Raw genomic sequence first — 25,096 nt, 5'->3', positions numbered from 1 at the left:
CCGCTGGCGCTGTCGGCGGGACAGCCATGACGTCCGGCGGGTAGGTTCCGCCGGAGACCTTCACCGCTGGTACGCGACGCCGCGACCGGCCCGGCCCGCCCGGAGTAGCTTCAGTGACTTCACCCCGCACCACCAACCTGAGCCTGGTCGACACCGACCCGGCCGAGCTCGCCGTCGACGCGATCGTGATCGGCGTGCACAGCCAGACCGGAGAGCAGGGCGCCACCAGCGGCCTCGCCGGCACCCTGCTGCTCGCCAGCGGCGCGGAGAGCATCGCGGCCGCGTTCGACGGCAAGCTGACCGAGACCCTCGCGCTGCTCGGCGCGACCGGCGGGCCGGGTGAGGTCATCAAGCTGGCCACGCTGGGCACCGTGACCGCCCCGCTGGTCACCGCGGTCGGGCTCGGCCCGGAGCCGTCGGGCGCCGCCCCGGCCCCGGAGACGCTGCGCCGGGCCGCCGGTGCGGCGATCCGGGCCCTGGCCGGCGCACCCCGGGTCGCGTTGGCGCTGCCGCTGCCGGACGACGCGGACGCGTCGGCCGAGCTGCGCGCGGTCGCCGAGGGCGCGCTGCTCGGCGGGTACCGGTTCGCCGGTTACAAGACCCGGCCCCAGCCGACCCGGCGCGAGCCGGTGGCCGAGGTGCTCATCGCGGTGCCGGACGCCAGCGACGCGGGAGCCCAGGCGGAGGTCGCCCGGGCGCAGGCGGTGGCGGGCGCGGTCCGGCTCAGCCGGGACTGGGTGAACACGGCGCCGAACGAGCTGCGTCCGCCGTCGTTCGCCGACGCGGTCGCCAGCGCGGCGCGCGAGGCGGGCCTCGGCGTCGAGGTGCTGGACGAGGCGGCGCTGGCCGCCGGCGGGTACGGCGGCATCGTCGCGGTCGGGCAGGGCTCGGAGGCTCCGCCGCGGCTGGTGAAGCTGACCTACACCCCGCAGGACGGCGGCAACGGCAAGCGGGTAGCGCTGGTCGGCAAGGGCATCACCTTCGACACCGGCGGCATCTCGATCAAGCCGGCGCAGGGCATGTGGGAGATGAAGTCCGACATGGCGGGCGCTGCCGCGGTGGGCGCGGCCATGCTGGCGATCGCCGCGCTGAAGCCGACGGTGGCGGTCAGCGCGTACCTGCCGATGGCGGAGAACATGCCGTCGGGCACCAGCTACCGGCCGGGCGACGTGATCACCATGTTCAACGGCAAGCGGGTCGAGGTGCTCAACACCGACGCCGAGGGCCGGATGATCCTGGGCGACGCCATCGCCCGCGCCTGCGCGGACGGCACCGACTACCTGTTCGAGACCTCGACGCTGACCGGTGGCCAGGTCATCGCGCTGGGCAAGCGGATGGCCGGCGTGATGGGCACCCCGCAGTTGTGCGACCGGGTGAAGGTGGTCGGCGACGCCGTCGGCGAGCCGGCCTGGCCGATGCCGCTGCCCGACGACGTCCGTAAGGGCATGGAGTCGGATGTGGCGGACATCTCGCAGGTCAACGCCGGGATGGACCGGGCCGGTCACATGCTGCAGGGCGGCGTGTTCCTGCGCGAGTTCGTGACCGACGACGTGGCCTGGGCGCACATCGACATCGCCGGTCCGGGCTACCACTCGGGCGAGCCGACCGGCTACTGGACCAAGGGCGGCACCGGCGTTCCGGTCCGCACGCTGGTGCAGCTCGTCGAGGATGTCGCCGCCAACGGCTGACGGACATGCGAAAGGGGCCCCCTGCTCAGGGGGCCCCTTTCGCGTTGCTCAGTGTCGCTCGGGGCGACGTTTGCGGCGCTCGTTGAAGTCGCGCATCCGCTGTGGGTAGCCCATCAGCCGGACGTCGTACACCGGGATGCCCATCCGGTACGCGAAGCGCCGGGCGCCGTCCGGGCCGTCGATGCGCCGACGGGTCCACTCCCCGTCGTCGGCGATCAGGATGACGGTGGTCTCCGTCACCGTCGTACGCGGCTCGATGTACGCCTCGACGCCGCGCCGACTCCGGATGAAGTTCTCCAAATGGTCCAGATCGCCGCGACTGGCGGCGCGGTCATGGCTCGGCACAGCCGCCTGTTTGCGGCGCCGGAACAAGCCCACCGGATCTCTCCCCCACGTTGCGTCATCGACGACGGTGCCAAGGGTACGTGTCGATGACGTGTCGTTGGGCACCTCGGTACGCACCCTGTGCCCAGTGGTGACAAGATGACCGAGGTGGGGTGTGTCCCTGTTACACCTCTGTGACCCCCGATGCAGCGACGCGACCTGGGAGTTGGACGTGAGCGAGCCGAACGAAGCGACCTTCGACATTGTCATTCTCGGAGGTGGCAGCGGCGGCTACGCGACCGCGCTGCGCGCCGTCCAGCTGGGTCTGAAGGTCGCGCTGGTCGAGAAGGGCAAACTCGGCGGCACCTGCCTACACAACGGCTGCATCCCGACGAAGGCCCTGCTGCACGCCGCCGAGATCGCCGACCAGGCCCGCGAGTCGGAGCAGTTCGGTGTGAAGGCCGAGCTGATCGGCATCGACATGGCCGGGGTCAACTCGTACAAGGACGGCGTGATCGCCCGCCTGTACAAGGGCCTGCAGGGCATGTTGAAGGGCAACAAGGGCATCACGATCGTCGAGGGCGCCGGCAAGCTGGTCGGCAAGAACGTGGTCGAGGTGGACGGCAAGCGCTACACCGGCCGCAACATCGTCCTGGCCTCCGGCTCGTACGCGAAGAGCCTGCCCGGCCTGGATGTCGACGGCGAGCGGATCATCACCAGCGACCACGCTCTCACGATGGACCGGGTGCCGTCGTCGGTGATCGTGCTCGGGGGCGGCGTGATCGGCGTCGAGTTCGCCAGCGTGTGGAAGTCCTTCGGCGTCGACGTGACGATCGTCGAGGCGCTGCCCCGACTGGTCGCCGCCGAGGACGAGGAGTCGTCCAAGGCGCTGGAGCGGGCGTTCCGCAAGCGGAAGATCAACTTCAAGGTCGGCAAGCCGTTCGAGAAGGTCGAGAAGACCGAGAGCGGCGTCAAGCTGACCATCTCCGGCGGCGAGACCGTCGAGGCCGAGCTGCTGCTGGTCGCCGTGGGTCGCGGCCCGAACACCGCCAACCTCGGGTACGAGGAGCAGGGCGTCAAGATGGACCGCGGCTACGTGCTGACCGACGAGCGGCTGCGCACCAGCGTGCCGAACGTCTACGCGGTCGGCGACATCGTGCCCGGCCTCCAGCTCGCGCACCGGGGCTTCCAGCAGGGCATCTTCGTGGCCGAGGAGATCGCCGGGCAGACCCCCGCCGTGATCGACGAGGTCGGCATCCCGCGCGTCACCTACTGCGACCCGGAGCTGGCGTCGGTGGGTCTCACCGAGGCCAAGGCCAAGGAGCAGTACGGCGCCGACAAGGTCAAGACGTACAACTACAACCTGGGTGGCAACGGTAAGAGCCAGATCCTCAAGACCACCGGCTTCGTGAAGCTGGTCCGGGTCGAGGACGGCCCGGTGGTCGGCGTACACATGATCGGCGCCCGGGTGGGTGAGCTGATCGGTGAGGCGCAGCTCATCTACAACTGGGAGGCCTACCCGGCGGAGGTCGCCCAGCTCGTGCACGCCCACCCCACCCAGAACGAGGCCCTGGGCGAGGCGCACCTGGCCCTCGCCGGCAAGCCGCTGCACGCGCACGCCTGATCATCCACAACCGCGGCGTCCGGCGACGGGCGAAGATCCCACCAGGGGAATGAAGGAGTCTCAGAAAATGCCGGTATCGGTCACCATGCCCCGGCTCGGCGAGAGCGTCACCGAGGGCACCGTCACTCGCTGGCTCAAGCAGGAGGGCGACACGGTCGAGGTCGACGAGCCCCTGCTCGAGGTCTCCACCGACAAGGTCGACACCGAGATCCCGTCACCCGCTGCCGGCGTGCTGAGCCGGATCGTGGTCGGCGAGGACGAGACCGCCGAGGTCGGCAGCGAGCTGGCCGTCATCGCCGGTGAGGGCGAGTCGACCGGCGGTGGCGAGGCCGCCCCGCAGGAGCAGGCCCCGGCCGAGTCGGTCGAGCCGGCCGCCGAGCCGACGGCCGCCGCCGAGGGCACCGCCGACGAGGTGGCCCAGGACGAGGCCCCGGCAGAGGCGCCGGCTCCGGCCGCCGCCTCGTCGGGCGAGGGCACCGCGGTGAAGATGCCCGCCCTGGGCGAGAGCGTCACCGAGGGTACCGTCACCCGCTGGCTGAAGCAGGTCGGCGAGACCATCGAGGTCGACGAGCCGCTGCTGGAGGTCTCCACCGACAAGGTGGACACCGAGATCCCGTCGCCGGTCGCCGGCACGGTGCTGGAGATCAAGGTCGCCGAGGACGAGACCGCCGCGGTCGGCGCCGACCTGGCGATCATCGGCGCTGCCGGCGGTGCCCCCGCCCCGGCACAGCCCGAGCCGAAGCCCGAGCCGAAGGCGGAGGCCAAGCCGGCGCCGAAGGCCGAGCCGAAGGTCGAGGAGCCGACGCAGGGCGCCTCGTACAGCGAGCCCGCCGCGGAGACCGAGAGCTCGGCGCAGCCGGCGAAGACCGAGCAGGCCGCGCAGCCGGCCGCGTCGACTTCGGCGCCGGCCCGCCCGTCCGCCCCGGCGCCGGGTGCCGGCGAGGAGGCCGCCGGTTACGTGACCCCGCTGGTGCGCAAGCTGGCCAGTGAGCACGGCGTCGACCTGTCCGCGCTCAACGGCACCGGCGTGGGTGGTCGGATCCGCAAGCAGGACGTGCTGGAGGCCGCCGAGAAGGCGAAGGCCGCCAAGGCCGCTCCGGCTCCGGCTGCCGCTCCCGCCGCCGCCGCGCCCCCGGCCAAGCCGGCCGCGAAGCCCCAGCCGAGTTCCAAGCGGGGCACCACGGAGAAGCTGCCGCGGATCCGGGCGACGATCGCCAAGCGGATGCAGCAGTCGCTGCACGAGACGGCGCAGCTGACCACCGTCGTCGAGGTCGACGTCACCAAGGTCGCCAAGCTGCGGGTTCAGGCGAAGGACTCGTTCCAGGCCAAGCACGGCGTGAAGTTGTCCTTCCTGCCCTTCTTCGCCCTCGCCGCCATCGAGGCGCTGCAGACCCACCCGATCATCCAGGCCAGCATGGACCTGGACGGCGGCACGATCACCTACCCGGCCGCCGAGCACCTCGGCATCGCCGTGGACACCGAGCGTGGGCTGCTCGTGCCGGTCATCCACAACGCCGGTGACCTCAACATGGGCGGCATCGCCAAGCGGATCGCCGACCTGGCCGAGCGCACCCGGGCCAACAAGATCACCCCGGACGAGATGGCCGGGGCGACCTTCACGCTGACCAACACGGGCAGCCGGGGCGCGCTGTTCGACACTCCGATCGTGCCGTCGCCGCAGTCGGCGATGCTCGGCACGGGTGCCGTGGTGAAGCGTCCGGTCGTTGTCAACGATCCGGAGCTGGGCGAGGTCATCGCGGTCCGGTCGATGGTCTACCTGGCCATGTCCTACGACCACCGGCTGATCGACGGCGCCGACGCGGCCCGCTTCCTGACCGCGGTCAAGGAGCGGCTGGAGGCCGGCAACTTCGATTCGGAGCTGGGCCTGGCCTGATCTGCCCGCTAACGCCGAGAGGGCGCCCCGGTCGTCGACCGGGGCGCCCTCTCGTCTGCGGTCCTCAGCTCTTGAGCAGCGCGGTCGAGACCTTCCAGAGCCGCTCGGCGGCATCCGGGTCCAGCGCGTAGTCGGCGACACCCGTCCGCCCACCGGGCTGGGCGGGGGCGGCCTGCTGACAGTCCTCGAAGTAGCGCCCGCCCACGCCGTCGAGCAGCGGCGAGGCGGCGACCAGCACTGAGGTGGCCGCACCCTGCTCGACCGTCTTCCAGGACGCCGCGTTGCCGGCGCGCAGCCGGTCCAACTCCTCCTCGCTCACGTAGCGCTGGAGGTTGGTCCGGATCGCGCCGGGCATCAGCGAGTTGGTGAGGATGCCGTCGTCGGCCCAGCGCCGGGTGGCCTCCACGGCGAACAGCACGTTGGCCGTCTTGGACTGCCCGTACGCCTGCCACGGCTCGTACTCCCGCTTGTCGTACTGGATGTCCTCGAAGACCACCGGTGAGCGCAGGTGGGCGGCGGAGCTGACCGAGACGATCCTGGCCCCGTCGCCGGCGGCGAGTGCCGGGCGCAGCCCGGTGGCGAGCGCGAAGTGCCCCAGGTGGTTGGTGGCGAACTGCATCTCCCAACCCTGCGGGGTGCGGGACAGGGGTGCGGCCATGATGCCGGCGTTGTTGACCAGGATGTGCAGCGGGCCGTCCCAGTTGGCCACGAAGTCGGCGACCGAACCCTGGTCGGCGAGGTCGAGCGGGGCGACCAGGACGCGGTCGTTGCCGGTGGTGGCGGTGATGTCGTTGGCGGCCTGCTGACCCGCGTCGGGGTTGCGAACGGCCAGGGTCACCTCCGCGCCAGCGCTGGCCAGGGCGCGGGCGGTCTCCACGCCGATCCCGGAGGACCCGCCGGTGACGATCGCCCGCCGCCCGACGAGGTCCACGCCCCGGATCACGTCCATGGCCGTGGAGTGATGGGCGAACGAAGTGGTGATCGGGTTGTTGGTCGTCATTGTCCATCCTTGTCCGGGGTGGGCGGACCGACCGGCCCGCTGCGCGAGGCCGTGGCCCCGCTGTTTCCCCGACCCGGGCCGGAGGTAACGCGGGGCCCCGCCGCCATCGCCGTTCGGGCCTCCGAGCAGCCCGGACGCTGCCAGAGTGGGATTGTGGGCGGCTACCGGCGGGGTGGACAGTTGGGACCGGCCGTCCCGATCGCCCCGGGCGCCCGGGTGGACAAGTTCGAGGTCTTCTTCGACCTGGTCTTCGTCTTCTCGTTCTTCATCATCACCCGGGCCACCGCCGCGAACATCTCCGGTCGGCAACTGGTGCACGCCGGCCTGGTGCTCGCCGTGCTCTGGTGGATCTGGGTGGTGCACAGCCTGGTCGCCACCCGGGTCCGGCTCGGCGAGGGCTACGTCCCGGTGCTCATGGTGATCGCGATGGTCGCCCTGTTCGCGTTCGCGCTGGCGCTGCCGCAGGCATTCAACGACCCGAAGGGGAGCGCCGCCGGCCCGATGCTGGTGGCCATCAGCTACGTCGTGGTCCGGGCCGTACACATGATCCTCTATCAGCATGTGGTGCGGGACAGCCCGCAGGAGCGGCGGCAGCTGCGGCGGTTCGCGCCGGAGCTGGCGGTGAGCATCGTGCTGCTGCTGGCCGCCGCGCTCATCCCGCCGCAGATCAGCGACCCCGACCGGGCCGCCCTGGTCCGCGACGGGCTGTGGATCACCGTGGTGGTGGTGCAGTACGCCACCGGCTTCATCGTCGGGACCTGGGGCTGGGGGGTGACCAGCGCCGAGCACTGGACCGAGCGCTACGACCTCATCCTGATCATCGCGCTGGGCGAGTCGATCATCTCGACGGGCGTCGGCGGCAACCTGCTCGGCAAGCCGGTCACCTGGCCGGCGGTGGCCGCCGCCGCGCTCGGCATCGTGGTCACCGCAGCCCTATGGTGGGCGCACTTCGACTTCATCGGGCCGGCCGCCCGGATCGCCCTGCACGCGGCGGAGGGCGCTCCCCGGGTGGCGATGGCCCGCGACGCGTACGCGTATCTCTACCTGCCGATGATCGCCGGGGTGATCCTCTTCTCGATCGGCAACGAGGAGGTCCTGCACAAGATCACCGACCCGGCCGGCGGGATCGCCGAGAAGGTCGAGGGGCCGGCGGTGCCGATGCTCTTCGGCGGGTTGATCTGTTATTTCGCCGTCAACCTGCTCTTCCAGCTTCGCACCCTGCACACCGTCACGTGGACCCGCGTCGGCGTCATAGTGGTGCTCACGGCGGCCCTTCCGGTCGGCCAGCACCTGCCAGCGCTGGGCGCGCTCACCCTCGCGACAGTGATCTGCGTGGCGCTGGTGGCCGTGGAGGTGATGGTGATGGCGCAATCCCGGCACGCCCTGCGGGCCGCCGTCTTCCAGGAGCGGACCAGCCACGAGGCCCATGAGGCCGCCTGGCGGGCGCGCTGGCACGACGTCCGGGAGACCGACGAACCGACCACGCCGTGACCGCGGCGTTTCCCGGGTTTGTCGGCATGACCGGCCGGCCCTAGACTTCGGCGCAGCGTCGCAGTGCACCCGGCCCGAAGGCCGCCGTGGGCATGGAGGCGCGGGGACAGCATGGGACGAAACGTGCACCCAACCGGTTCACCGGCCGGCCGGCTCGCCGCCGTCGGCAATCAGATGATCGAGATTCACCTCTGGCTCAGCGCGGAACTGGCCCGGCTCCAGGCAAGCCTCGACAGCCCGTCCCGGGACCTGCGGGCACACTGCCTGACCTTCTGCGCCGCGCTGGGCCGACACCACAGCGGTGAGGACGCGGGCGCGTTCCGGTTGCTGGCCGAGGAAGCCCCCGAGCTGCGCCCGGTCATCGACAACCTGATCACCGATCACGAGGTGGTGGCGGGAATCCTGGAACGGGTCGAGGCACTGCTGGGCGGCGACGCGGCGGTGCCGGTCGACCAGGTGCGCGCCGAACTGGGCGGGCTGGCCGCCCTGCTGGAGTCGCACTTCCGCTACGAGGAGAAGCGGCTGGTCACCGCCCTGAACGCGCTCACCGGTCGAACCGGTACCACCGAGGAACTACTCGGCCTGACCGCGCCCGGTCCCTCCTAGGGCCTATTTCAACAGGGCGGTCGAGCCGAGGCGGAGTCCGGGCGGCGATCCGGCAAGGCGCGGTTTCGTTCGGATACCGGTGTGGTATCCGGACGAAACCGCAACGCCGCCGGTCGTCGTTCGGGCCCGCCGCAGGCCGGCCAGTTCTCATGAAACAGGCCCTAGCCGGGCTCCGACCCCGGTGCCGTGCCGGGCAGTCGCTCGTAGAAGCGGATCTTCTCCCGCAGGTGGTCGTACTGGCGCTGGAGCAGGCGCATCTGCTCCTCGACCCGCGCCGCGTGGTGGCACAGCAACTCGTGCCGCTCGTCGGTGGTGTGCTCACCGTCGCGGGCCAGTTGCGCGTAGCGGCGCATCTGCGCGATCGGCATCCCGGTGTCGCGCAGGCAGCGGAACAGCACCAGCCAGCCGAGGTCGTCGTCGGTGAAGACCCGCTGCCCGCCCGCCGTACGCTCCACGTCCGCGAGCAGGCCAATCTTCTCGTAGTACCGCAGGGTGTCCAGGCTGAAGCCGCTGCGGCGGGCGGCCTCCGAGGGGGCGTAACCGCTCATGTCGCGAGATGCTAGTGCTTGACCTGGAGCGCGCTCCAGGTTGGAGGCTGGTGACCATGACGACGACACGGACGCTGGGACGCAGCGGCATCACTGTGAGCGCGATCGGAATGGGGTGCTGGGCCATCGGCGGCCCGCTCTGGGGTGACGACGGGCAGCCGTTCGGCTGGGGTGAGGTGGACGACGACGAGTCGATCCGCACCATCCACCGGGCGCTCGATCTCGGGGTGACGCTGTTCGACACCGCCAGCAACTACGGCGCCGGGCACAGCGAGCGGATCCTCGGTCGAGCAGTGGCCGGGCGGCGGGACAGCGTGGTGATCGCCACCAAGTTCGGCAACGTCAGCGAGGAGAGCACGCGGCGGGCGCTTGGCACCGACGCCAGCCCGGCCTTCGCGGTGCGCAGCCTGGAAGACTCGCTCCGCCGCCTCGGCACCGACTACGTCGACCTCTACCAACTGCACATCAACGCACTGCCGGTGCCCGCCGCGCTCGATCTGGTCGACACCCTGGAGGCCCTGGTCGACCAGGGCAAGATCCGGGCGTACGGCTGGAGCACCGACGACCCGGCCTCGGCGGAGGCGTTCGCGGTCGCCGGCGCGCACTGCGCAGCGATCCAGCACGACGAGTCGGTGCTGCGCGACAACGCGGCGGTGCTGGCGGTCTGCGACAAGCACGACCTGGCCAGCCTCAACCGTGGTCCGTTGGCGATGGGGCTGCTCACCGGGTCGACCCGGGCGGTCGGGGCGGACGACGTGCGCGGACGGGCACCGGAGTGGCTGGAGTGGTTCACCGACGGCCGGCCGACGCCGCGCTGGGCGAGCCGGGTCGATCAGGTCCGCGCTGCGCTCACCGCCGACGGGCGCACCCTCGCACAGGGCGCGCTCGGCTGGCTGCTGGCGCGCAGCCCCCGTACCGTGCCGATTCCCGGCCTGCGCACGGTGGCCCAGGCCGACGAGAACCTGGCCACCCTGACGCTCGGCCCGCTGAGCCCCGAGTCGTACGCCGAGGTGGAGCGACTGCTCGCCGACCTGCGCCCGGCCCACGCGGCCTGACCGCCGGGCCGGTCCACGCCCCGGGCGTTGTCACCGGAAGTCGTCAGCGTGCTCGGCGGCCCACTGCCGGAACGTGCGCCCGGGGCGTCCGGTCACCTGCTCGACGTCCGGGGCGACCCAGGCGTTGCCGTCGAGATAGCGCCCCATCTCCAGGAACCACTCGATCACCTCAACGGGATAGTGGTCCTTCCAGTGCTCGCGGGCCTGCTCCGGGGTCAGTTCGTCGAAGCGCACCGGACGGCCGATCGCCTCGCCGATCATCCGGACCGCGTCCCGGCGACGGACCGGCTCGGGCCCCGTAGGTTGGTACACCCGGCCGGCGTGGCCGTCCTCGGTCAGCGCGGCCACGATGACCGCGGCGATGTCCGCCTCGTGGACCAGCGCGCTGTTCCAGTCCCCGAACGGCGCCCGCACCACCCCCTCGGCGCGGATGCCGGCCGCCCACTCGCGGGTGTTCGCCATGAACTCGCCCGGGAAGACGTGCGTCCATTCCAGGCCCGAGTTCTCGACGGCCCGGTGCAGCGGCCGGTGGGGCGCCTCGAGCGGGTCGTCGTCGGCCCGGCTCGGATCGTTGTGGCCGAGGTGGGTGACCCGGCGGACGCCGGCCTGACGGGCCAGCTCCAGAATCTCCGCACCGGTGCTCAGCGGCCCGTACCCGTCCATCGCGACCAGATGCATCCGCGGCACGCCGCGCAGCGCCGGGACCAGCGTGTGGGGCCTGGCGAAGTCGCCGGCCATCACCTCCACCTGGCCGGGCAGCGCGGTGGCCGCCGGCGAGGTGGGATCGCGGGTCAGTGCGCGTACGTCGTGGCCGGCGGCCACCAGTTGCCGGACCAGGCTGCCTCCGACGGTTCCGGTCGCTCCGGTCACCAGGATCGGCATGGTTCCTCCTCAGGTGTCGCCCGACGGTGGGCACGGTGAGCCGACCCCGCCATTCCGGGGCGCTCTCGGATGGCTCATGGTCAGCCAGATCGATGCCGCAAGCAATCGCGAACATTGCATTCACGTTCGCTCTGACCTGCGGAAACGCGACCGGCACCGAATGCGCGCGACAGCCTTTTTCGGTACCCGGAACAGCCGTTGACCTGCGCTTTCAGGCCGCACAAGGGTTCCGCGCACGTTCGTTCGCCGAAACGCCCCCACCTTTGGCAGCCCCACGCATCCACCGGTGGCGTTCTGGACGAAGATGGGGGTATGCGGATCCTTCTGGCCGGCGCGTCCGGCTTCCTTGGCACCCGGCTGGCCGACCTGCTCGTCAGCGACGGGCACGAGGTCACCCGGTTGGTCCGTCGAGCGCCGGGCGGGCCGCAGGAGCGGCGGTGGGACCCTGCTGCCGGGCAGCTCGACCCGGCCGTGGTCGCCGAGGCCGACGCCGTGGTCAACCTGGCCGGCGCGGGTGTCGGCGACAAACGCTGGAACGACGACTACCGGCGGTTGATCCGCACCAGTCGGGTGGACACCACCACCACGCTGGCGACCACCATCGCCGGGCTCCCCGCCGCGGACCGACCCCGGGTGCTGCTCAACTCATCGGCCGTCGGCTGGTACGGCAACACGGGCGACCGCGCGGTCGAGGAGGACGCGCCGGCCGGCGAGGGCTTCCTGGCCGACGTCTGCCGGGTGTGGGAGGCCGCGACCCGGCCGGCCGAGGACGCCGGGGTACGCGTGGTCCGGCTGCGTACCGGTCTGCCGCTGCACCGCGAGGGCGGGCTACTCAAGCCACAACTGCTGCCGTTCAAGCTGGGCATCGCCGGCCGGCTGGGCAGTGGCCGGCAGTGGCTGCCGTGGATCTCGATGGCTGACTGGCTGGACGCGACACGCTTCCTGCTCGACCGCGACGACATCGCCGGCCCGGTCAACGTGGTGGGGCCGAACCCGGTCACCAACGCCGAGTTCACCCGCGAGCTGGCCCGGCAACTACACCGGCCGGCGATCATCCCGATCCCCGCGCTGGCGCTCAAGGTGGTCCTCGGCGGCTTCTCCCACGAGGCCCTCACCAGCACCCGAGTCCTCCCCGGAGTCCTGGCGAGAGCCGCCTACCCCTACCAGCACCCCACCCTCCCCCAAGCCCTCCAAACAGCCCTAACCCCAACCCCCTGACCCGGTCCCGGTCCCGCCCCCGTTCGCGTTGATCATGAAGTTGTTGCCGATCGCCCCGGCGTGTCGTAACAACAACTTCATGATCGACAGGGTTCACCCGGGGGGTGGTTCGGCCCTTGGCAGAATCGGCTGTCGGCGGGTCGCCGGTGGGCCAGCGTGGGCCGATGCTGGACCGATGGCGACCTTCTCCCTCCAGGCCACCCCGACGGACGCGGCGAGCTGGGCCGAGCTGGCCCGCCGGGCCGAGAGCGTCGGCTTCGACGCTCTGCTCGCCGCGGACCACCCCGGCGACGTGACGTCACCGTTCGTGGCGCTGGCCGCCGCCGCCCCGGTCACCTCGACGATCGGGCTCGGCTCGTACGTCTCGAACCTCGGCGTACGGGAACCGATGCTGCTCGCGGCCGACGTGGCCACCCTCGATCTGATCTCCGGCGGTCGGGCCCGGCTCGGCGTCGGCGCCGGTCACACCCCGGCGGAGTGGCGCGCGGTGGGCCGGGAACGCCCCGACGTGGCCGGCCGGGTCCGCCGTTGCGTGGCCGTCGCCGAGGCGGTCCGCGCCCTGCTCGACGGCGCCTCGGTCACCGTCGACTCGGCCGAGCTGACGATGCGCGAGGCGGTGCTGCGCGAACCCCGGCCGGTGCAGGACCGGATCCCGTTGACGATGGGTACGGCGAACTCGACGCTGCTGCGCTGGGCCGGCGCGCACGCCGACGTGGTCGGGCTGACCGGGTTCGGACGTACCCTCGCCGACGGCCACCAGCATGAGGCGCGCTGGCGGGCCGACCAGATCGAGGCCCAGGTGGCCTGCGTGGCCGCCGGCGCGGCCGGCCGAACCGACCCGCCGGCGCTGGAGGCGCTGGTGCAGACGGTGCTGGTCACCGACGACGCGGAGGCTGCCGCCGCGGAACAGGCCCGCCGCAACGGCATGACGGCCGCCGAACTACTGGCCACCCCGTTCGTACTGATCGGCACTGTGGACGAGATCGTCACGGCGGTCGCCGAACACGAACGGCGCTGGGGGGTGACCCGGTTCGTGGTCCGCGGCGACGCGCTGGATCCGCTAGCGCCGGTCCTGGCCCGCCCAACCTGAGCCCCCGCCGACAACCCCGTTGATCAAGAGGTTTGCGTCAGATTCCGGCTTCCGGATGACGCAAACCTCTTGATCAACACGGGCAAGGAGGGTGGGACTCAGCAGCCGACCACCCAGTGGTTGGGGGCGGTCTGCTTGAGGGCGCTGGTGTAGAAGGTGTTGTACAAGCCCATCCGCTGGTTGGAGCCGTTGGCGTAGGCGTAGCCGCCGGACTGGTACGCGCGACCGGCCGCCACGTGCGCGTAGTTGCTGGCCGTCACACAGGTCGGCGGTGTGGTCGGAGTGGCCGTCGGGGTCGGCGTGGGGGTGGCCGTCGGGGTCGGGGTCGGGTTGGTCCCGCCGCCGTTCAGACCGAAGAAGAGCGCGTCACGGTACGTCGAGCAGATGGTGTCCAGGAAGTACGCGCCAGCGGTGCCGCACTGCTCGGCCGCCGAGCCCGGGTCGACCGGAGTGCCGTGGCCCATCCCGGAGATCCGGTAGAGGCGCACGTCGTCGTTGCCGTACACCTCGAGGCTGGTGTTGCCGGGCAGCGACGAGGTGCTGGTCGGGGTCTGCGACACGCCGCGCACGTTGGTCCACTGGTCGCGGGACTCGGTGCCGTTGAGCGGGGTGACCGTGTAGTCCGAGGTGCCGTGCCAGATGGCCACCCGGGGGCGCGGGCCGGTGTAGCCGGAGTACGCGCCGCGGACCAGGTCGCCCCACGCGGCCGGGGTCTTGTCCGCACCCGGGTTCATGCAGCTGAACGCGTTGACCATGCTGGTGGCGCAGCGGTACGGGATCCCCGCGATGATCGATCCGGCGGCGAAGACGTCCGGGTAGGTGGCCAGCATGACAGCGCTCATCGCCCCGCCCGCGGAGAGCCCGCTGACGTAGACCCGGGAGCCGTTGACCCCGTAGTTCGTCTTGGCGTGGTCGACCATCTGCTTGATCGACAGCGCCTCACCCTGGCCTCGTGTGGTGTCCCCCGCCTCGAAGAAGTTGAAGCAGGAGTTGGCGTTGTTGCCGGAGGGTTGCTGGGCGACGATCAGGGCGAACTTCCACTGGTCGGCGTACTTCTGCCAGCCGGAGTTGGCGAAGTAGCCGGAGGCGTTCTGGGTGCAGCCGTGCAGCAGGACGACGGCTGGGGAGTTGGCCGGCAGGCCGTCCGGCCGATAGGCGTACATGGCGAGGTTGCCGGGGTTGGAGCCGAACCCGGTGACCTGGGTGAGGGTGGCGGCCTGCGCGGGGGCGGCGACGGCGACCGCGCCCGCGACGGCGAGAGCGAGCCCGGCGACCGCACCGAGCAGGCGGGTGAGGGTGGACGAGGAGCGGCGCACGGCGGCCTCCTGAGGGCGGACTGTGAACTGGGTCACTGTCGAGTTGCCGTGACGTTACGACGACGTGTCGGCGCTATGACATGGGGCACACTCACACATTCACGACGGACGCTGTGTACGTCGGACCGTCGCCGTGGCGGACCGATTCCGTCCCCAACGGTCCCGTCCTTGCAGGTCTGACCGGCCCGTCCAGGTCCGGTTGGTAACGTCCGCTGCGTGCCGTCCTCCCCGTCGCTGGCCACCGGGCCCGCACCCGTGTCGCCGCCGCGCACCGTCCGGGACCGCCGGGCCGACCTGATCGTCGTGCTGGTGGCGCTCGCGCTCGCCGTCTGGGTGACCAGTGGGCTCTGGCGGGACCCGAACGTCCGCACCATCACCGTCAACTCCAGCGACCAGGCGCTCTTCGAATGGCTGCTGGCGTTCGGTGGGCACGCGGTCACCCACTGGGACAACCCGCTCTTCACCTACCTGATCAACGTCCCGGACGGCGTGAACCTCGCGGTCAACACGACGATCACCGTGTACGCGGTGGTCTTCGCGCCGCTCACGTACCTGATCGGGCCGCCGGCGACGTTCCTGGTGATCCTCACCCTGAACCTGCTCGCCACCGCGCTGGTCTGGTACTGGCTGCTCTCCCGGCACCTGGTCCACAGCCAGCTGGCCGCCGGGGTCGGCGCCCTGTTCATCGCCTACTCCCCGGGCATGGTGTCGCACGCCAACGCGCACCTGAACTGGACCGCCGGTTGGCTGGTGCCGCTGCTGATCTGGCGGCTGTTCGCGCTACGCCGCGCCGGGCACTGGCTTCGGGACGGGGTGATCCTCGGCGTGCTGGTCGCTGTGGCCTTCTCGATCGCCGCCGAAGGGCTCTTCTTCACCGCGCTGGCGCTGGGGGTGTTCGTCGCCATCTGGGCGCTGCACCCGGCCAACCGGGTGGAGGCCCGCGCCGCGCTGCCCACCTTCCTGCGCGGGCTCGGGGTGACCGCAGTGGTCGCCGGCGTGCTGCTGTCGTACCCCCTGTGGTTGCACTTCGCCGGGCCACAACGGTTCCACGGCACCGGCTTCGACCCGGTGATCCACTCGGAGGACATCGCGGCGTTCGCTGCCTTCCCGCGCCGCTCGCTGGCCGGCGAGGCCGGGTTGGGCACCTCGCTGGCGCCGAACCCGACGGAGGAGAACTCGTTCTTCGGCATCCCGCTGCTGGTGCTCACAGTGATCTGTTTCGTCGTGCTCTGGCGGCGGGCCGACAGGCACCGCCGGGCCACCCTCTGGGCCCTGGGCGCGCTCGCGCTGATCTTCACGGTGCTCTCCTTCGGGCCGGTCGCCAAGGTCGCCGGCCGACGCACCGATCTACCCATGCCGTTCGACCTGGTCGGACAACTGCCGGTGGTGAACGCCGCGCTGCCGGCCCGGCTGGCGCTGGTGGTCGCGCCGGTGGTCGGGCTGTTGCTGGCGTACGTCGTCGACCAGTTGCGCGCCGCACCACCCCGGCACCGCACTACGGAACTGGCCTGGCTGCTGGGTTTCGCGGTGGCCCTGGTGCCGCTGCTGCCCACCCCACTGCTGACCGACGAGCGGGAGCCGATCCCGCGCTTCATCACCTCCGGGACGTGGCGGGACTACGTGTCGCCCGACGGGGTGCTGACCCCGGTGCCGCTGACTGTGGACATCTACCCGGACGGCCAGCGCTGGCAGGCGTACGCGTTGTCGCACCGCCAGGGCGAGTTCGCCATCCCGGGCGGCTTCTTCCTCGGCCCCGGCGGGCCGGACGGGCGGGGCCGGATCGGTCCGGTGCCGCGCACGTTGAGCGCGTTGATGGACCAGGCCGGCCGCACCGGGCTGGTCCCCATCGTCACCGACGGGACGATCCGGGAGGTCCAGTCGGACCTGCGGCACTGGCGCATCGAGACGGTGGTGCTCGCCGACGAGGTGCACGGCGCGAAGTTCGAGGTCGACGAGAAGGCGCTGCTGCGTACCGGCACCGCCCTGTTCGGCGAGCCGCAACGGGTCGACGACGTCTGGCTCTGGCGCATCCCGCCCGCGGATCGATAGGCCACGACGAGATCCCTGGTGAGGCGGCTCACCAGGGATGATCGCCTCTGACGGGACTAGGCTTGTTGCCGTGACGACGACGACCCCCGGCCTGACGGCCGTCCGCGCCGGCCTGCTCGACTACCAGGCCGCCTGGGACGAGCAGCGGCGCCTGCACGAGTCGGTGGTGGCTGGCGAGCGCGGCGACACGGTGCTGCTGCTGGAGCACCCGAGCGTCTACACCGCGGGCAAGCGCACCGAACCGTGGGACCGGCCCATGGACGGCACTCCGGTCGTCGACGTGGACCGTGGCGGCAAGATCACCTGGCATGGGCCGGGTCAGCTCGTCGGTTACCCGATCCTGCGCCTGCCCGACCCGGTGGACGTGGTCGCCTACGTGCGCCGAACCGAAGAGCTGCTCATCGACGTGTGTGCCGAGTTCGGGCTGACCGCCGGCCGGGTCGAGGGGCGCAGCGGCGTCTGGGTGCCCGAGGACGACCGGGGGCCGGCCCGCAAGGTGGCGGCCATCGGGATCCGGGTGGCCCGGGGCGTCACCCTGCACGGCTTCTCGATCAACTGCGACTGCGACCTGACGTACTTCGACCGGATCGTGCCGTGCGGCATCCGGGACGCGGGCGTCACCTCGCTCACCGCCGAGCTGGGCCGCCCGATCAGCGTCGCCGACGTGCTGCCGGTGGTCGAGCGCCGGCTCTCCACCCTCATCAAGGTCTGAGCGGCGGCCCCCGGGCGGCGACGCCGGGGGCCGCCTCGCTCACGGCGTCAGTCGGTGCAGGTCACGCGGGAACGCGGTGACCTCCCGGATGTTTGCCGCGCCGACCAGCCGGGCCACGAACCGTTCCAGGCCGATGGCGAAGCCACCGTGCGGTGGCATGCCGTGCCGGAACGCGTCCAGGTAGCCGACGTACGGCTCGACCGGCTCACCCCGGGCCGCCAACGCCGCCAGGTAGTCGGCGTGCCGGTGCAGCCGCTGCCCGCCGGTGACCAGCTCCAGACCCCGAAAGAGCAGGTCAAAACCGTTCGAGTACGCGGGCCGCGCCGGGTCCGGGTGGGTGTAGAAGGGCCGCTTCGCCATCGGATAGCCGGTGACGAAGAGGAAGTCCGACCCGTGTTCGCGCAGGGCCCACTCGCCCAGCGCCCGTTCGTGGGCCGGCGCGAGGTCCGGCTCGTCGGCGGGCGCCCCGGCGATCGTCAGCGCCTCGGTGAAGTGCACCGCCGGGATCTCCGCCGGCACCTGCGGCGGCGTGACGCCGAGCGTCGCCAGGGCGCTGCCGGCCCGCCCGCTCACCGCGTCCAGCATCCCGGCCACCGTGTCGCGCAGCACCCGCATCACGTCCCGGTGGTCGGCGATGAAGCCCAGCTCCGCGTCGAGCGACGTGTACTGGGCAAGGTGCCGGACGGTGTCGTGCGGTTCGGCCCGGAAGACCGGCCCCACCTCGTAGACACGTTCGAAGACGCCGACCATCAGTTGCTTGTAGAACTGCGGCGACTGGGCCAGGTACGCGGGTCGGCCAAACCAGTCCAGCGAGAACACGTTCGCCCCGCTCTCGGTGCTGGAGCTGACCACCTTCGGCGTCTGGACCTCCACGAAGTCCTGGGCGTCGAGTGCGGTCCGGAACCCGGCCACCGCGGCCGCCGAGATCCGCAGCGCGGCCGACCGGGTGGGGTGCCGCAGCGCGGTGGGAGCGTTGTCGAGCTGGGTGGGCAGGCTCGCGGTGAGCGCCGGCCGGTACAGGTCGAACGGTGGCGGCACGGCGGGCGGCCCGAGGAGACGTACCGTCGGGTCGGTCAGCTCGACCCCGGCGGGCGCCGTGCCGTTCGCGGTGGCCGTCGCGGTGACCTCGACGACCGTCTCCTCGGTGAGTTTCTCCAGCTCGGCGCGGACGGCCGGGTCGGTGACGACCACCTGGGCCAGGCCAGTGGCGTCCCGCACGATCAGGAAGGCCACCGACTTGAGCAGTCGGCGGCGGTGCACCCAGCCGGCGATCCGCACTGTCGTGCCGATTCTGGCGGGCAGTTGCTGGGACAGGGTTCGTTGCATGGCGGACTGCTCCTCGGTCGATCGCCACGCCGTCGCCGCCCTGGGGTGGCGAAAGCGTCGCATCAGCCCCAGGGAGGTGTGGGCGAGCGGGAACCTCGCGGTGCCACCACACCTTCGCCCCCGCCGGAGCGGGGGCCTCGTTCGTCGCCTGATGACCGGGGCCAGCCGGGCGGGCTCTACTGGGCGCGGGTGACCCGCGGCCGTTCTTCCCGCAGCTCGGGAGGGTCTTCGCGCCCCGGTGCCAGACCGCCTCTCAGCACCGGCGGCTCTCTGCACTGGCGGGTCGGGGGCTACTCGGCTCCGTCGTCGCTGTTGCCGGCGACCGTAGCACCCGATTCCCCGGTCTGTGACGCCCTTTTCCGGCCGGCCGGTGTCCGGCGTCACAACGTTTGGGGCGTGACGCCGGTCGCCTGACGCACATAGACGCCTGCCGTCCGGCGTAGGCTCATTTTCGTGACGATCGAGCACTCCGCGCCGACGACCGGCCAGGCAGCGCGCACCGCAACGGCGGCCCCCGAGGGGCGGCGCCTGCTGCGGATCGAGGCGCGCAACGCCGAAACGCCGATCGAGCGCAAACCGCCATGGATCAAGGTCAAGGCCAAGATGGGCCCGGAGTACACCCAGCTGCGCGGGCTCGTCTCGCGCGAAGGGCTGCACACCGTCTGCCAGGAGGCCGGCTGCCCCAACATCTACGAGTGTTGGGAAGACCGGGAGGCCACCTTCCTCATCGGTGGTGACCAGTGCACCCGGCGCTGCGACTTCTGCCAGATCGACACCGGCAAGCCGGCCGAGTTCGACGCCGACGAGCCGCGTCGCGTCGCCGAGTCGGTGGTCTCGATGGGGCTGCGGTACGCCACCATCACCGGTGTCGCCCGTGACGACCTGCCCGACGGCGGCGCCTGGCTGTACGCCGAGACCGTCCGACAGATCCACGCCCTGCAGCCCGGCTGCGGCGTCGAGCTGCTGATCCCGGACTTCAACGCCGTCCCCGAGCAGTTGGCCGAGGTCTTCAGCTCCCGTCCCGAGGTGCTGGCCCACAACGTGGAGACAGTGCCGCGCATCTTCAAGCGCATCCGGCCGGCGTTCCGCTACGACCGCTCGCTGGACGTGATCCGCCAGGCCCGCGCCGACGGCCTTGTCACCAAGAGCAACCTCATCCTGGGCATGGGCGAGGAGCGGGCCGAGGTCTCGCAGGCGCTGCGCGACCTGCACGAGGCCGGCTGCGAGCTGATCACCATCACCCAGTACCTGCGCCCCTCGCCCCGGCACCACCCGGTGACCCGCTGGGTCAAGCCGGAGGAGTTCGTGGAGCTGCGCGAGGAGGCCGAGGAGATCGGCTTCGCCGGGGTGATGAGCGGGCCGCTGGTGCGCTCGTCGTACCGGGCCGGTCGGCTCTACAAGCAGGCCATCGACGCCCGCGCCGCCGCCTCGGTCGCCACCGCCAGCTGACGTCGCCGGCAGCGCCGCGCGGCCGTTCGGCGCCCGGGTGTCATGATCCTGTGATGACCGTCGGCGTACGCGAGCAGCCGCGCGGCGCGGACTCGCCCCGCCGGCGACCCGGCGCACGCCCCGGCCTGGTCGGTTGGCTCACCGGGTTGGCAGTGCTCGCCGGGGTGGGTCACCGGCTCTGGCTGCTGCTGCACGCCGCCCCGCCGACCAACAGCGACGAGGCCACCATGGGGTTGGCCGCGCTGCACATCGCCCGGGGTGAGGGCTTCCCGGTCTGGTTCTACGGCCAGCAGTACATGGGCACGCTGGAGGCGTACCTGGCCGCGCCGGTGTTCGCCCTCGCCGGTGGGCCGTCGCTGCTCGGGCTGCGGTTGCCCACACTGGCCCTGTACGCGCTGTTCCTGCTGCTGGCCTGGCGGTTGACGCTGCGGCTGACCGGGGACCGGTGGTTCGGGCTGCTGATGGTGGCGCTGCTGGCCCTCGGTTCCGACCGGATCGTCAAGAACCAGCTGATCGCCGGCGGCGGCTACCCCGAGATGAACGCGGCCGGGGCCGCGCTGGCCCTGCTCGCAGTGGATCTGGCCACCGGTCGACCGGGGCGGCGATCGGCCGACGCTGGGCGACCCGACGGGCCGACGGCCGGCACTGGGCGACCCGGCTGGCGGCTGGCGCGCTGGGCCGCGTGGGGGTTCCTGGCCGGGCTGATGCTCTGGGTCGACCCGCTCGTGTTGCCGTACGTCGCGGCGACCGGCGCGGTCCTCGTCGGGTTCTGCCGCCGGGAGCTGCGGGGTGCCCCCGGGGCGCTGCTCGCGGCGGCGGCCGTGCTGGGGGCGGCCCCACTGCTGTTGCACAGCCTGCTGGCCGGGCGTAACCCGCTGCACGCCGTGCTCGCGGCCAGCGGTGCGAACGCCAGCGCGGGCTGGCCGGACCGGCTGCACGGCGGCCTGGTGCTCGGCCCGCCGCTGGGCATGGGTTTCTGCGCTCCCGGCCAGTGCGCCGCCTGGCAACTGTGGTGGGCGCTCGCCCTGCCACTGCTGCTGGTCATCGCCGCCGCCACCGCCTGGCGTGCCCTGCGCGCCCCCGACCCCGACCCTGCTGGCTCTGCCGCTGTCGGCCCCGACGCGGTGTCGCCGCGGGTGGCGGCGGCGGCACGCCTGGCGCTCGTGCTGGCCGCGGTGGCCACCCTCGGCGCGTACACGGTCAGCAGTTCCGCCGGGCTCACCCCGGTGGAGAGTTCCCGCTACCTGTCCTGCCTGCTCATCTCCCTGCCGGCGCTGCTCTGGCCGGTGTGGACGGTGGCCCGGCACGGGCCGCGTCCGGCGGCGACCGGCCGGCGCGGCGTCGGGTCGACGCTGGCCCGGTCGCTCGCGGCGGTGCTGCTCGCCGCCACGCTGGGCACCGCGGCCCACGCCACCTGGCGGGCAGCGGAGACCGTACCGGCGACCCGGGCCGCCGAGGCCCGGCACACCGAGTTGGTGAGCACCCTGCGTCAGCTCGGCGTACGGCACGTGCGCGCCGGCTACTGGACCTGCAACCGGCTCACCTTCGCCAGCGCGGAGCAGGTGGTCTGCGCGGTCGTCGACGACAGTCTGCGCCCCGGTTTCGACCGCTACCCCGCGTACCGGCGGGAGGTGGACAGCGCGGCGGCACCGGCCTGGGTCGCGCCGGCCGGCTCACCCCTGGCGGAGGTGCTCGACGAGCGGCAGCGAGTCACGCCCGGCGGCCTCGACCTGGTCACCATCGAGGGCTGGCGCATCTACCTGCCGCGCTGACCTCGGCGGCGCGCGTCAGCGCGGCTCGGCGGCCTCGGCGCGCGTCAGCGCGGCTCGGCGGCCTCGGTGAGCAGGCCGAGGCGGTGGGCCAGGGCGGCGGCCTCCACCCGGTTGGTGACACCCAGCTTCGCGATGATCCGGGAGACGTGCACGCTTGCCGTCTTCGGAGAGATGAACAGCCGCTCGGCGATCCGGCTGTTGCTGTGCCCCTCGGCGACCAGGCGCAGCACCTCCCGCTCCCGGGCGGTCAGCAGGTCCGCTCCGGCCCCGCCCCCGGCGCGCAGGCCGACCCGCCGCGCCAGGGTGGCGGCCGCCTCGACCAGCGGGGTCGCGCCTAGCCGCCGGCCGATCTCGGTGGCCTCGGTGACCGCTGCCGCCGCCTCGTCACGTTCCCCGGCGGCGGCGGTCGCCTCGGCCAGTGCCAGCAGCGCCCTGCCCAACGGGTGGGGCTGCCCATCGGCCCGCCACGCGTCGACCGCCGCACGCCAGGCCGGCAGTGCCTGGTCGCCGACCGCGAGCAGCGCGGTGACCTGGGCGGCGTGCGCGCGGGCCGCCGGGTGTCGCGCCGGCAGGTCGGTGGCGAGCGCCCCCACCGCCGCCGCCAACTCCCGGTCACCCACCCGGGCGGCGGTACGCGCGACGGCGCTGAGCACCGGCCACCCTTCCCGGGGCAGCTGCGGCAGGCTCTCGTCGGCCACGGCGACGCGGGCCGCCCGTACCGCCTCGACCTTGTCGTCCGCGGCCAGCGCCGCCTCGATCGCCAGCTCGTGCAGGGGCAGGCGGTGGTTCGGCCACAGGTACGGTCGATTGAGGAAGGTGAGCGCCCGGTCGACCAGCTCGTCGGCGCCCGGATGGGCGCGGGCCAGCCGCAGCCCGGCGCCCAACTGCAGCCAGTGCAGACCTGTGACACCGGACAGGTCGATCCGGGCGGCCTCCGCGCAGACCGCCTCGGCCTCGTCCCACCGACCCAGCGCGATGAGCGCCTCGGCCCGGTTGGAGAGCAGGTACGCCCCGGTGGAGCGGCTGATCCCCACCCGTCGCGCCTCGGCCACGCCGGCCTCGGCGGCCTGCGCCGATTCGGCGTAGCGGCCCAGCTCGCAGAGCATGTCCGACTCGAACACCATGGCGAGCACCAGGGTCGGCGCGTCGCCCGCCGCACGGGCGGCGGCGGCCGCCCGGCCCAGCTCGGCCAGCCCGCCGGTCAGGTCCCGCTCGCCGTGACAGAGCAACGCGATCCGCGTCGACAGCAGGGCCACGTGTTCTCCGAGCGCCTCGGCGTCGGTGGCGGCCTCGGCTGCCACCCGGGCCGCCTTCTGTGGGTCGATCTTGACCAGGTGGGTGGCGATGTCGGCGAGCAGCCGGACCCGCTCCCCGCCGGGCGGGCCACCGGCCGCCAGCCGGTACGCCTCATCCAGCTCGCGGCTGCCGTCGCTCTTGCCGAGCAGGGCCATCAGTCGACCGCGCTGGTCCAGCAGGCGGGCGGCGCGCAGCGGCGTGGCGTCGGCGTCCACCTCGGCCAGCCCGGCCCGGGTCAGCGTGATGGCCCGGCTGAAGTCGCCTGCGGTGACCGCGGCGTCGAGGGTCTGCTCCAGCAACGCCAGGTGGTCCATGCCGAGCAGGTCGGCGGCGTCCGGCACCAGTTCCCACAACTCCAGCGCCCGCTCCAGCAGTCGGCGCTGCTCGGCGTACGCGTAGCGGTCGGCGGCGGCGCACGCCGCGGCTCGTGCGGCGACGAGGGCACGCGGGTGGTCGTGTGCGGCGTGCCAGTGGTGGGCGATCTCGGCCGGGGCGCGGCCGGCGGCGACCAGATGCGGCTGGGCCTCGATGGCGGCGGCGAAGCGGGCGTGCAGCCGGGCGTGTTCACCGGGCAACAACTCGTCGTGTACGGCCTCGCGGACCAGCGCGTGTCGGAACTCGTAGTCACCGTCCCGGTCGGCCACCACCAACTGGGCGGCGACGGCAGCGCGTAACGCGTCCTCCAACTCGGTTTCGGGCAGCCCGGCGACCTCGGCGAGCAGGTCATGGGCGAAACGGGTGCCGCCGGCGGCCGCGATCCGCAACACCCGCTGGGCCGGCTCGGGGAGCCGGTCCACCCGGGCCAGCAGCAGGTCACGCAACGTCTCAGGCAGCGCCGCGCAGCCGATCGGGTCACCGGCGACGGCCAACTCCTCGATGAAGAAGGGGTTGCCCTGGGTGCGGTCGTGGACGTCGTCGACCGCGCGGGCGAGCGGCTCGGCGCCGAGCAGGTCGGCGAGGATCGCGGCGGTGCCGTCGCGGTCCAGGCGAGCCAGCTCGACCCGCTCCACACCCCGGGCCCGATCCAGCTCGGCGAGGAACGGGCGCAGCGGGTGCCCGCGCTGCAACTCGTCGGTGCGGTAGGTGCAGACCAGCAGCAGCCGGCCCGGCCTCGCCGCCCGGACGAGGAAGCCGATGAGGTCGCGGGTGGAGCGGTCGGCCCAGTGCAGGTCCTCGATGATCAGGACCAGCGGGCGAGCATCGGCCAGCCGCTGGAACAGCTCGGCGACCAGGTCGAACAGGTAGCCACGCGGGGCGTCGCTGAGCGGGACCGCGCGCGGGGTGGTCAGTGCCGCCGAGGCGCGGCCCAGCTCCGGCAGGAGCGGAGCGAACTCCGCCTCGTAGCCGGCGAAGACCTCGGGGCCGTCGGCGCGGAGCACCGCGCGCAACGCGGCGGCGAACGGCGCGAACGGCAGACCCGCCTCGCCCAACTCCAGGCACTGGCCGACGAGCACCCGCGACGCGCCGTCGGTGGCCCAGCCCGCGAACTCCTCCAGCAGCCGGGTCTTACCCACACCCGCCTCGCCGCCGACCAGCACCGTGGTCGGCTCGCCGGCCCGCGCCCGGCCCAGCGCGTCTCGCAACGCCGCAGTCTCGCGGTGGCGCCCGACGAGGACTGAGCTGGCGGCGCGTACGGTCACGTGTTCGAGCATGCCATGGCGGCCCGTCCCGCCGGCCCCGCCGATCGGCCGGTGGCCGGGCGGCGGGGCCGGATCGGGTCGAGCGGTCAGCCCGCCGGGCGCCGTGGGCGTGGCGG

General features: G+C 72.5%; 19 protein-coding genes. 12 read left to right on the top strand and 7 right to left on the bottom strand.

Annotated elements, in window-relative coordinates:
- The first annotated feature begins 113 nt into the window (after nucleotides 1-113).
- On the top strand, nucleotides 114-1,688 hold the full coding sequence (locus NIE111_RS24290) for a leucyl aminopeptidase (protein WP_238686656.1): 1,575 nt from the start codon (nucleotides 114-116) through the stop codon (nucleotides 1,686-1,688).
- A 48-nt stretch (nucleotides 1,689-1,736) separates the two neighbouring features.
- On the opposite strand, the gene NIE111_RS24285 is transcribed toward NIE111_RS24290, so the two are convergent.
- On the bottom strand, nucleotides 1,737-2,066 hold the full coding sequence (locus NIE111_RS24285) for a hypothetical protein (protein ID WP_238686655.1): 330 nt from the start codon (nucleotides 2,064-2,066) through the stop codon (nucleotides 1,737-1,739).
- A 178-nt stretch (nucleotides 2,067-2,244) separates the two neighbouring features.
- Between NIE111_RS24285 and lpdA the strand changes: the two genes are divergently transcribed.
- Complete coding sequence (gene lpdA / locus NIE111_RS24280; protein WP_238686654.1) at nucleotides 2,245-3,636, top strand: dihydrolipoyl dehydrogenase; 1,392 nt, start codon at nucleotides 2,245-2,247, stop codon at nucleotides 3,634-3,636.
- 67 nt (nucleotides 3,637-3,703) lie between these two features.
- Complete coding sequence (gene sucB, locus NIE111_RS24275) at nucleotides 3,704-5,530, top strand: 2-oxoglutarate dehydrogenase, E2 component, dihydrolipoamide succinyltransferase (protein ID WP_238686653.1); 1,827 nt, start codon at nucleotides 3,704-3,706, stop codon at nucleotides 5,528-5,530.
- Between the two features lie 64 nt (nucleotides 5,531-5,594).
- Here the strand turns inward: sucB and NIE111_RS24270 are convergent, their stop codons facing one another.
- Nucleotides 5,595-6,530, bottom strand: coding sequence for an SDR family NAD(P)-dependent oxidoreductase (locus NIE111_RS24270; RefSeq protein ID WP_238686652.1), 936 nt, complete (start codon nucleotides 6,528-6,530; stop codon nucleotides 5,595-5,597).
- Between the two features lie 153 nt (nucleotides 6,531-6,683).
- On the opposite strand from NIE111_RS24270, the gene NIE111_RS24265 reads away from it, so the two are divergent.
- Nucleotides 6,684-8,021 carry a low temperature requirement protein A gene (locus tag NIE111_RS24265; RefSeq protein WP_238686651.1) on the top strand — a complete coding sequence of 446 codons (1,338 nt, stop codon included), beginning with the start codon at nucleotides 6,684-6,686 and terminating at the stop codon, nucleotides 8,019-8,021.
- A 111-nt stretch (nucleotides 8,022-8,132) separates the two neighbouring features.
- Nucleotides 8,133-8,627 (top strand): hemerythrin domain-containing protein, encoded by a 495-nt coding sequence (locus tag NIE111_RS24260; protein WP_238686650.1) that lies wholly within the window; start codon nucleotides 8,133-8,135, stop codon nucleotides 8,625-8,627.
- A 161-nt stretch (nucleotides 8,628-8,788) separates the two neighbouring features.
- On the opposite strand, the gene NIE111_RS24255 is transcribed toward NIE111_RS24260, so the two are convergent.
- On the bottom strand, nucleotides 8,789-9,175 hold the full coding sequence (locus NIE111_RS24255) for a MerR family transcriptional regulator (RefSeq protein WP_238686649.1): 387 nt from the start codon (nucleotides 9,173-9,175) through the stop codon (nucleotides 8,789-8,791).
- 56 nt (nucleotides 9,176-9,231) lie between these two features.
- Between NIE111_RS24255 and NIE111_RS24250 the strand changes: the two genes are divergently transcribed.
- Entirely contained in the window at nucleotides 9,232-10,230 is a 999-nt protein-coding gene (locus NIE111_RS24250; protein WP_238686648.1) for an aldo/keto reductase, read from the top strand.
- A 30-nt stretch (nucleotides 10,231-10,260) separates the two neighbouring features.
- Here the strand turns inward: NIE111_RS24250 and NIE111_RS24245 are convergent, their stop codons facing one another.
- On the bottom strand, nucleotides 10,261-11,112 hold the full coding sequence (locus tag NIE111_RS24245) for an NmrA family NAD(P)-binding protein (RefSeq protein WP_238686647.1): 852 nt from the start codon (nucleotides 11,110-11,112) through the stop codon (nucleotides 10,261-10,263).
- Between the two features lie 312 nt (nucleotides 11,113-11,424).
- Between NIE111_RS24245 and NIE111_RS24240 the strand changes: the two genes are divergently transcribed.
- Both NIE111_RS24240 and NIE111_RS24235 read left to right on the top strand, forming a co-directional pair.
- Nucleotides 11,425-12,330, top strand: coding sequence for a TIGR01777 family oxidoreductase (locus NIE111_RS24240; RefSeq protein ID WP_238686646.1), 906 nt, complete (start codon nucleotides 11,425-11,427; stop codon nucleotides 12,328-12,330).
- 175 nt (nucleotides 12,331-12,505) lie between these two features.
- Nucleotides 12,506-13,420: an LLM class flavin-dependent oxidoreductase gene (locus NIE111_RS24235; RefSeq protein ID WP_238686645.1), complete on the top strand. Its 915-nt coding sequence runs from the start codon at nucleotides 12,506-12,508 to the stop codon at nucleotides 13,418-13,420.
- Nucleotides 13,421-13,518: 98 nt separating this feature from the next.
- Here the strand turns inward: NIE111_RS24235 and NIE111_RS24230 are convergent, their stop codons facing one another.
- Nucleotides 13,519-14,736 (bottom strand): extracellular catalytic domain type 1 short-chain-length polyhydroxyalkanoate depolymerase, encoded by a 1,218-nt coding sequence (locus NIE111_RS24230; RefSeq protein ID WP_238686644.1) that lies wholly within the window; start codon nucleotides 14,734-14,736, stop codon nucleotides 13,519-13,521.
- Nucleotides 14,737-14,952: 216 nt separating this feature from the next.
- On the opposite strand from NIE111_RS24230, the gene NIE111_RS24225 reads away from it, so the two are divergent.
- The gene (locus tag NIE111_RS24225) at nucleotides 14,953-16,785 is read left to right on the top strand and encodes a DUF6311 domain-containing protein (protein WP_238686643.1); all 1,833 of its coding nucleotides are present in this window, start codon (nucleotides 14,953-14,955) and stop codon (nucleotides 16,783-16,785) included.
- A gap of 70 nt (nucleotides 16,786-16,855) precedes the next feature.
- Nucleotides 16,856-17,497 (top strand): lipoyl(octanoyl) transferase LipB, encoded by a 642-nt coding sequence (gene lipB, locus NIE111_RS24220; RefSeq protein WP_238686642.1) that lies wholly within the window; start codon nucleotides 16,856-16,858, stop codon nucleotides 17,495-17,497.
- 39 nt (nucleotides 17,498-17,536) lie between these two features.
- On the opposite strand, the gene aspS is transcribed toward lipB, so the two are convergent.
- A complete protein-coding gene (gene aspS / locus NIE111_RS24215) occupies nucleotides 17,537-18,823 on the bottom strand; it encodes an aspartate--tRNA(Asn) ligase (protein WP_238686641.1) in 1,287 nt (428 codons plus the stop codon).
- A gap of 453 nt (nucleotides 18,824-19,276) precedes the next feature.
- Between aspS and lipA the strand changes: the two genes are divergently transcribed.
- Nucleotides 19,277-20,272: a lipoyl synthase gene (gene lipA, locus NIE111_RS24210; protein ID WP_091407425.1), complete on the top strand. Its 996-nt coding sequence runs from the start codon at nucleotides 19,277-19,279 to the stop codon at nucleotides 20,270-20,272.
- Nucleotides 20,273-20,325: 53 nt separating this feature from the next.
- Nucleotides 20,326-22,044 (top strand): hypothetical protein, encoded by a 1,719-nt coding sequence (locus NIE111_RS24205; RefSeq protein ID WP_238686640.1) that lies wholly within the window; start codon nucleotides 20,326-20,328, stop codon nucleotides 22,042-22,044.
- 44 nt (nucleotides 22,045-22,088) lie between these two features.
- Here the strand turns inward: NIE111_RS24205 and NIE111_RS24200 are convergent, their stop codons facing one another.
- Entirely contained in the window at nucleotides 22,089-24,980 is a 2,892-nt protein-coding gene (locus NIE111_RS24200) for a helix-turn-helix transcriptional regulator (RefSeq protein ID WP_238686639.1), read from the bottom strand.
- Between the last annotated feature and the right edge of the window lie 116 nt (nucleotides 24,981-25,096).

It is taken from the genome of Micromonospora hortensis (assembly GCF_022230935.1).
Lineage (GTDB): Bacteria > Actinomycetota > Actinomycetes > Mycobacteriales > Micromonosporaceae > Micromonospora > Micromonospora hortensis.
This window is presented reverse-complemented; position numbering and strand designations above follow the sequence as displayed.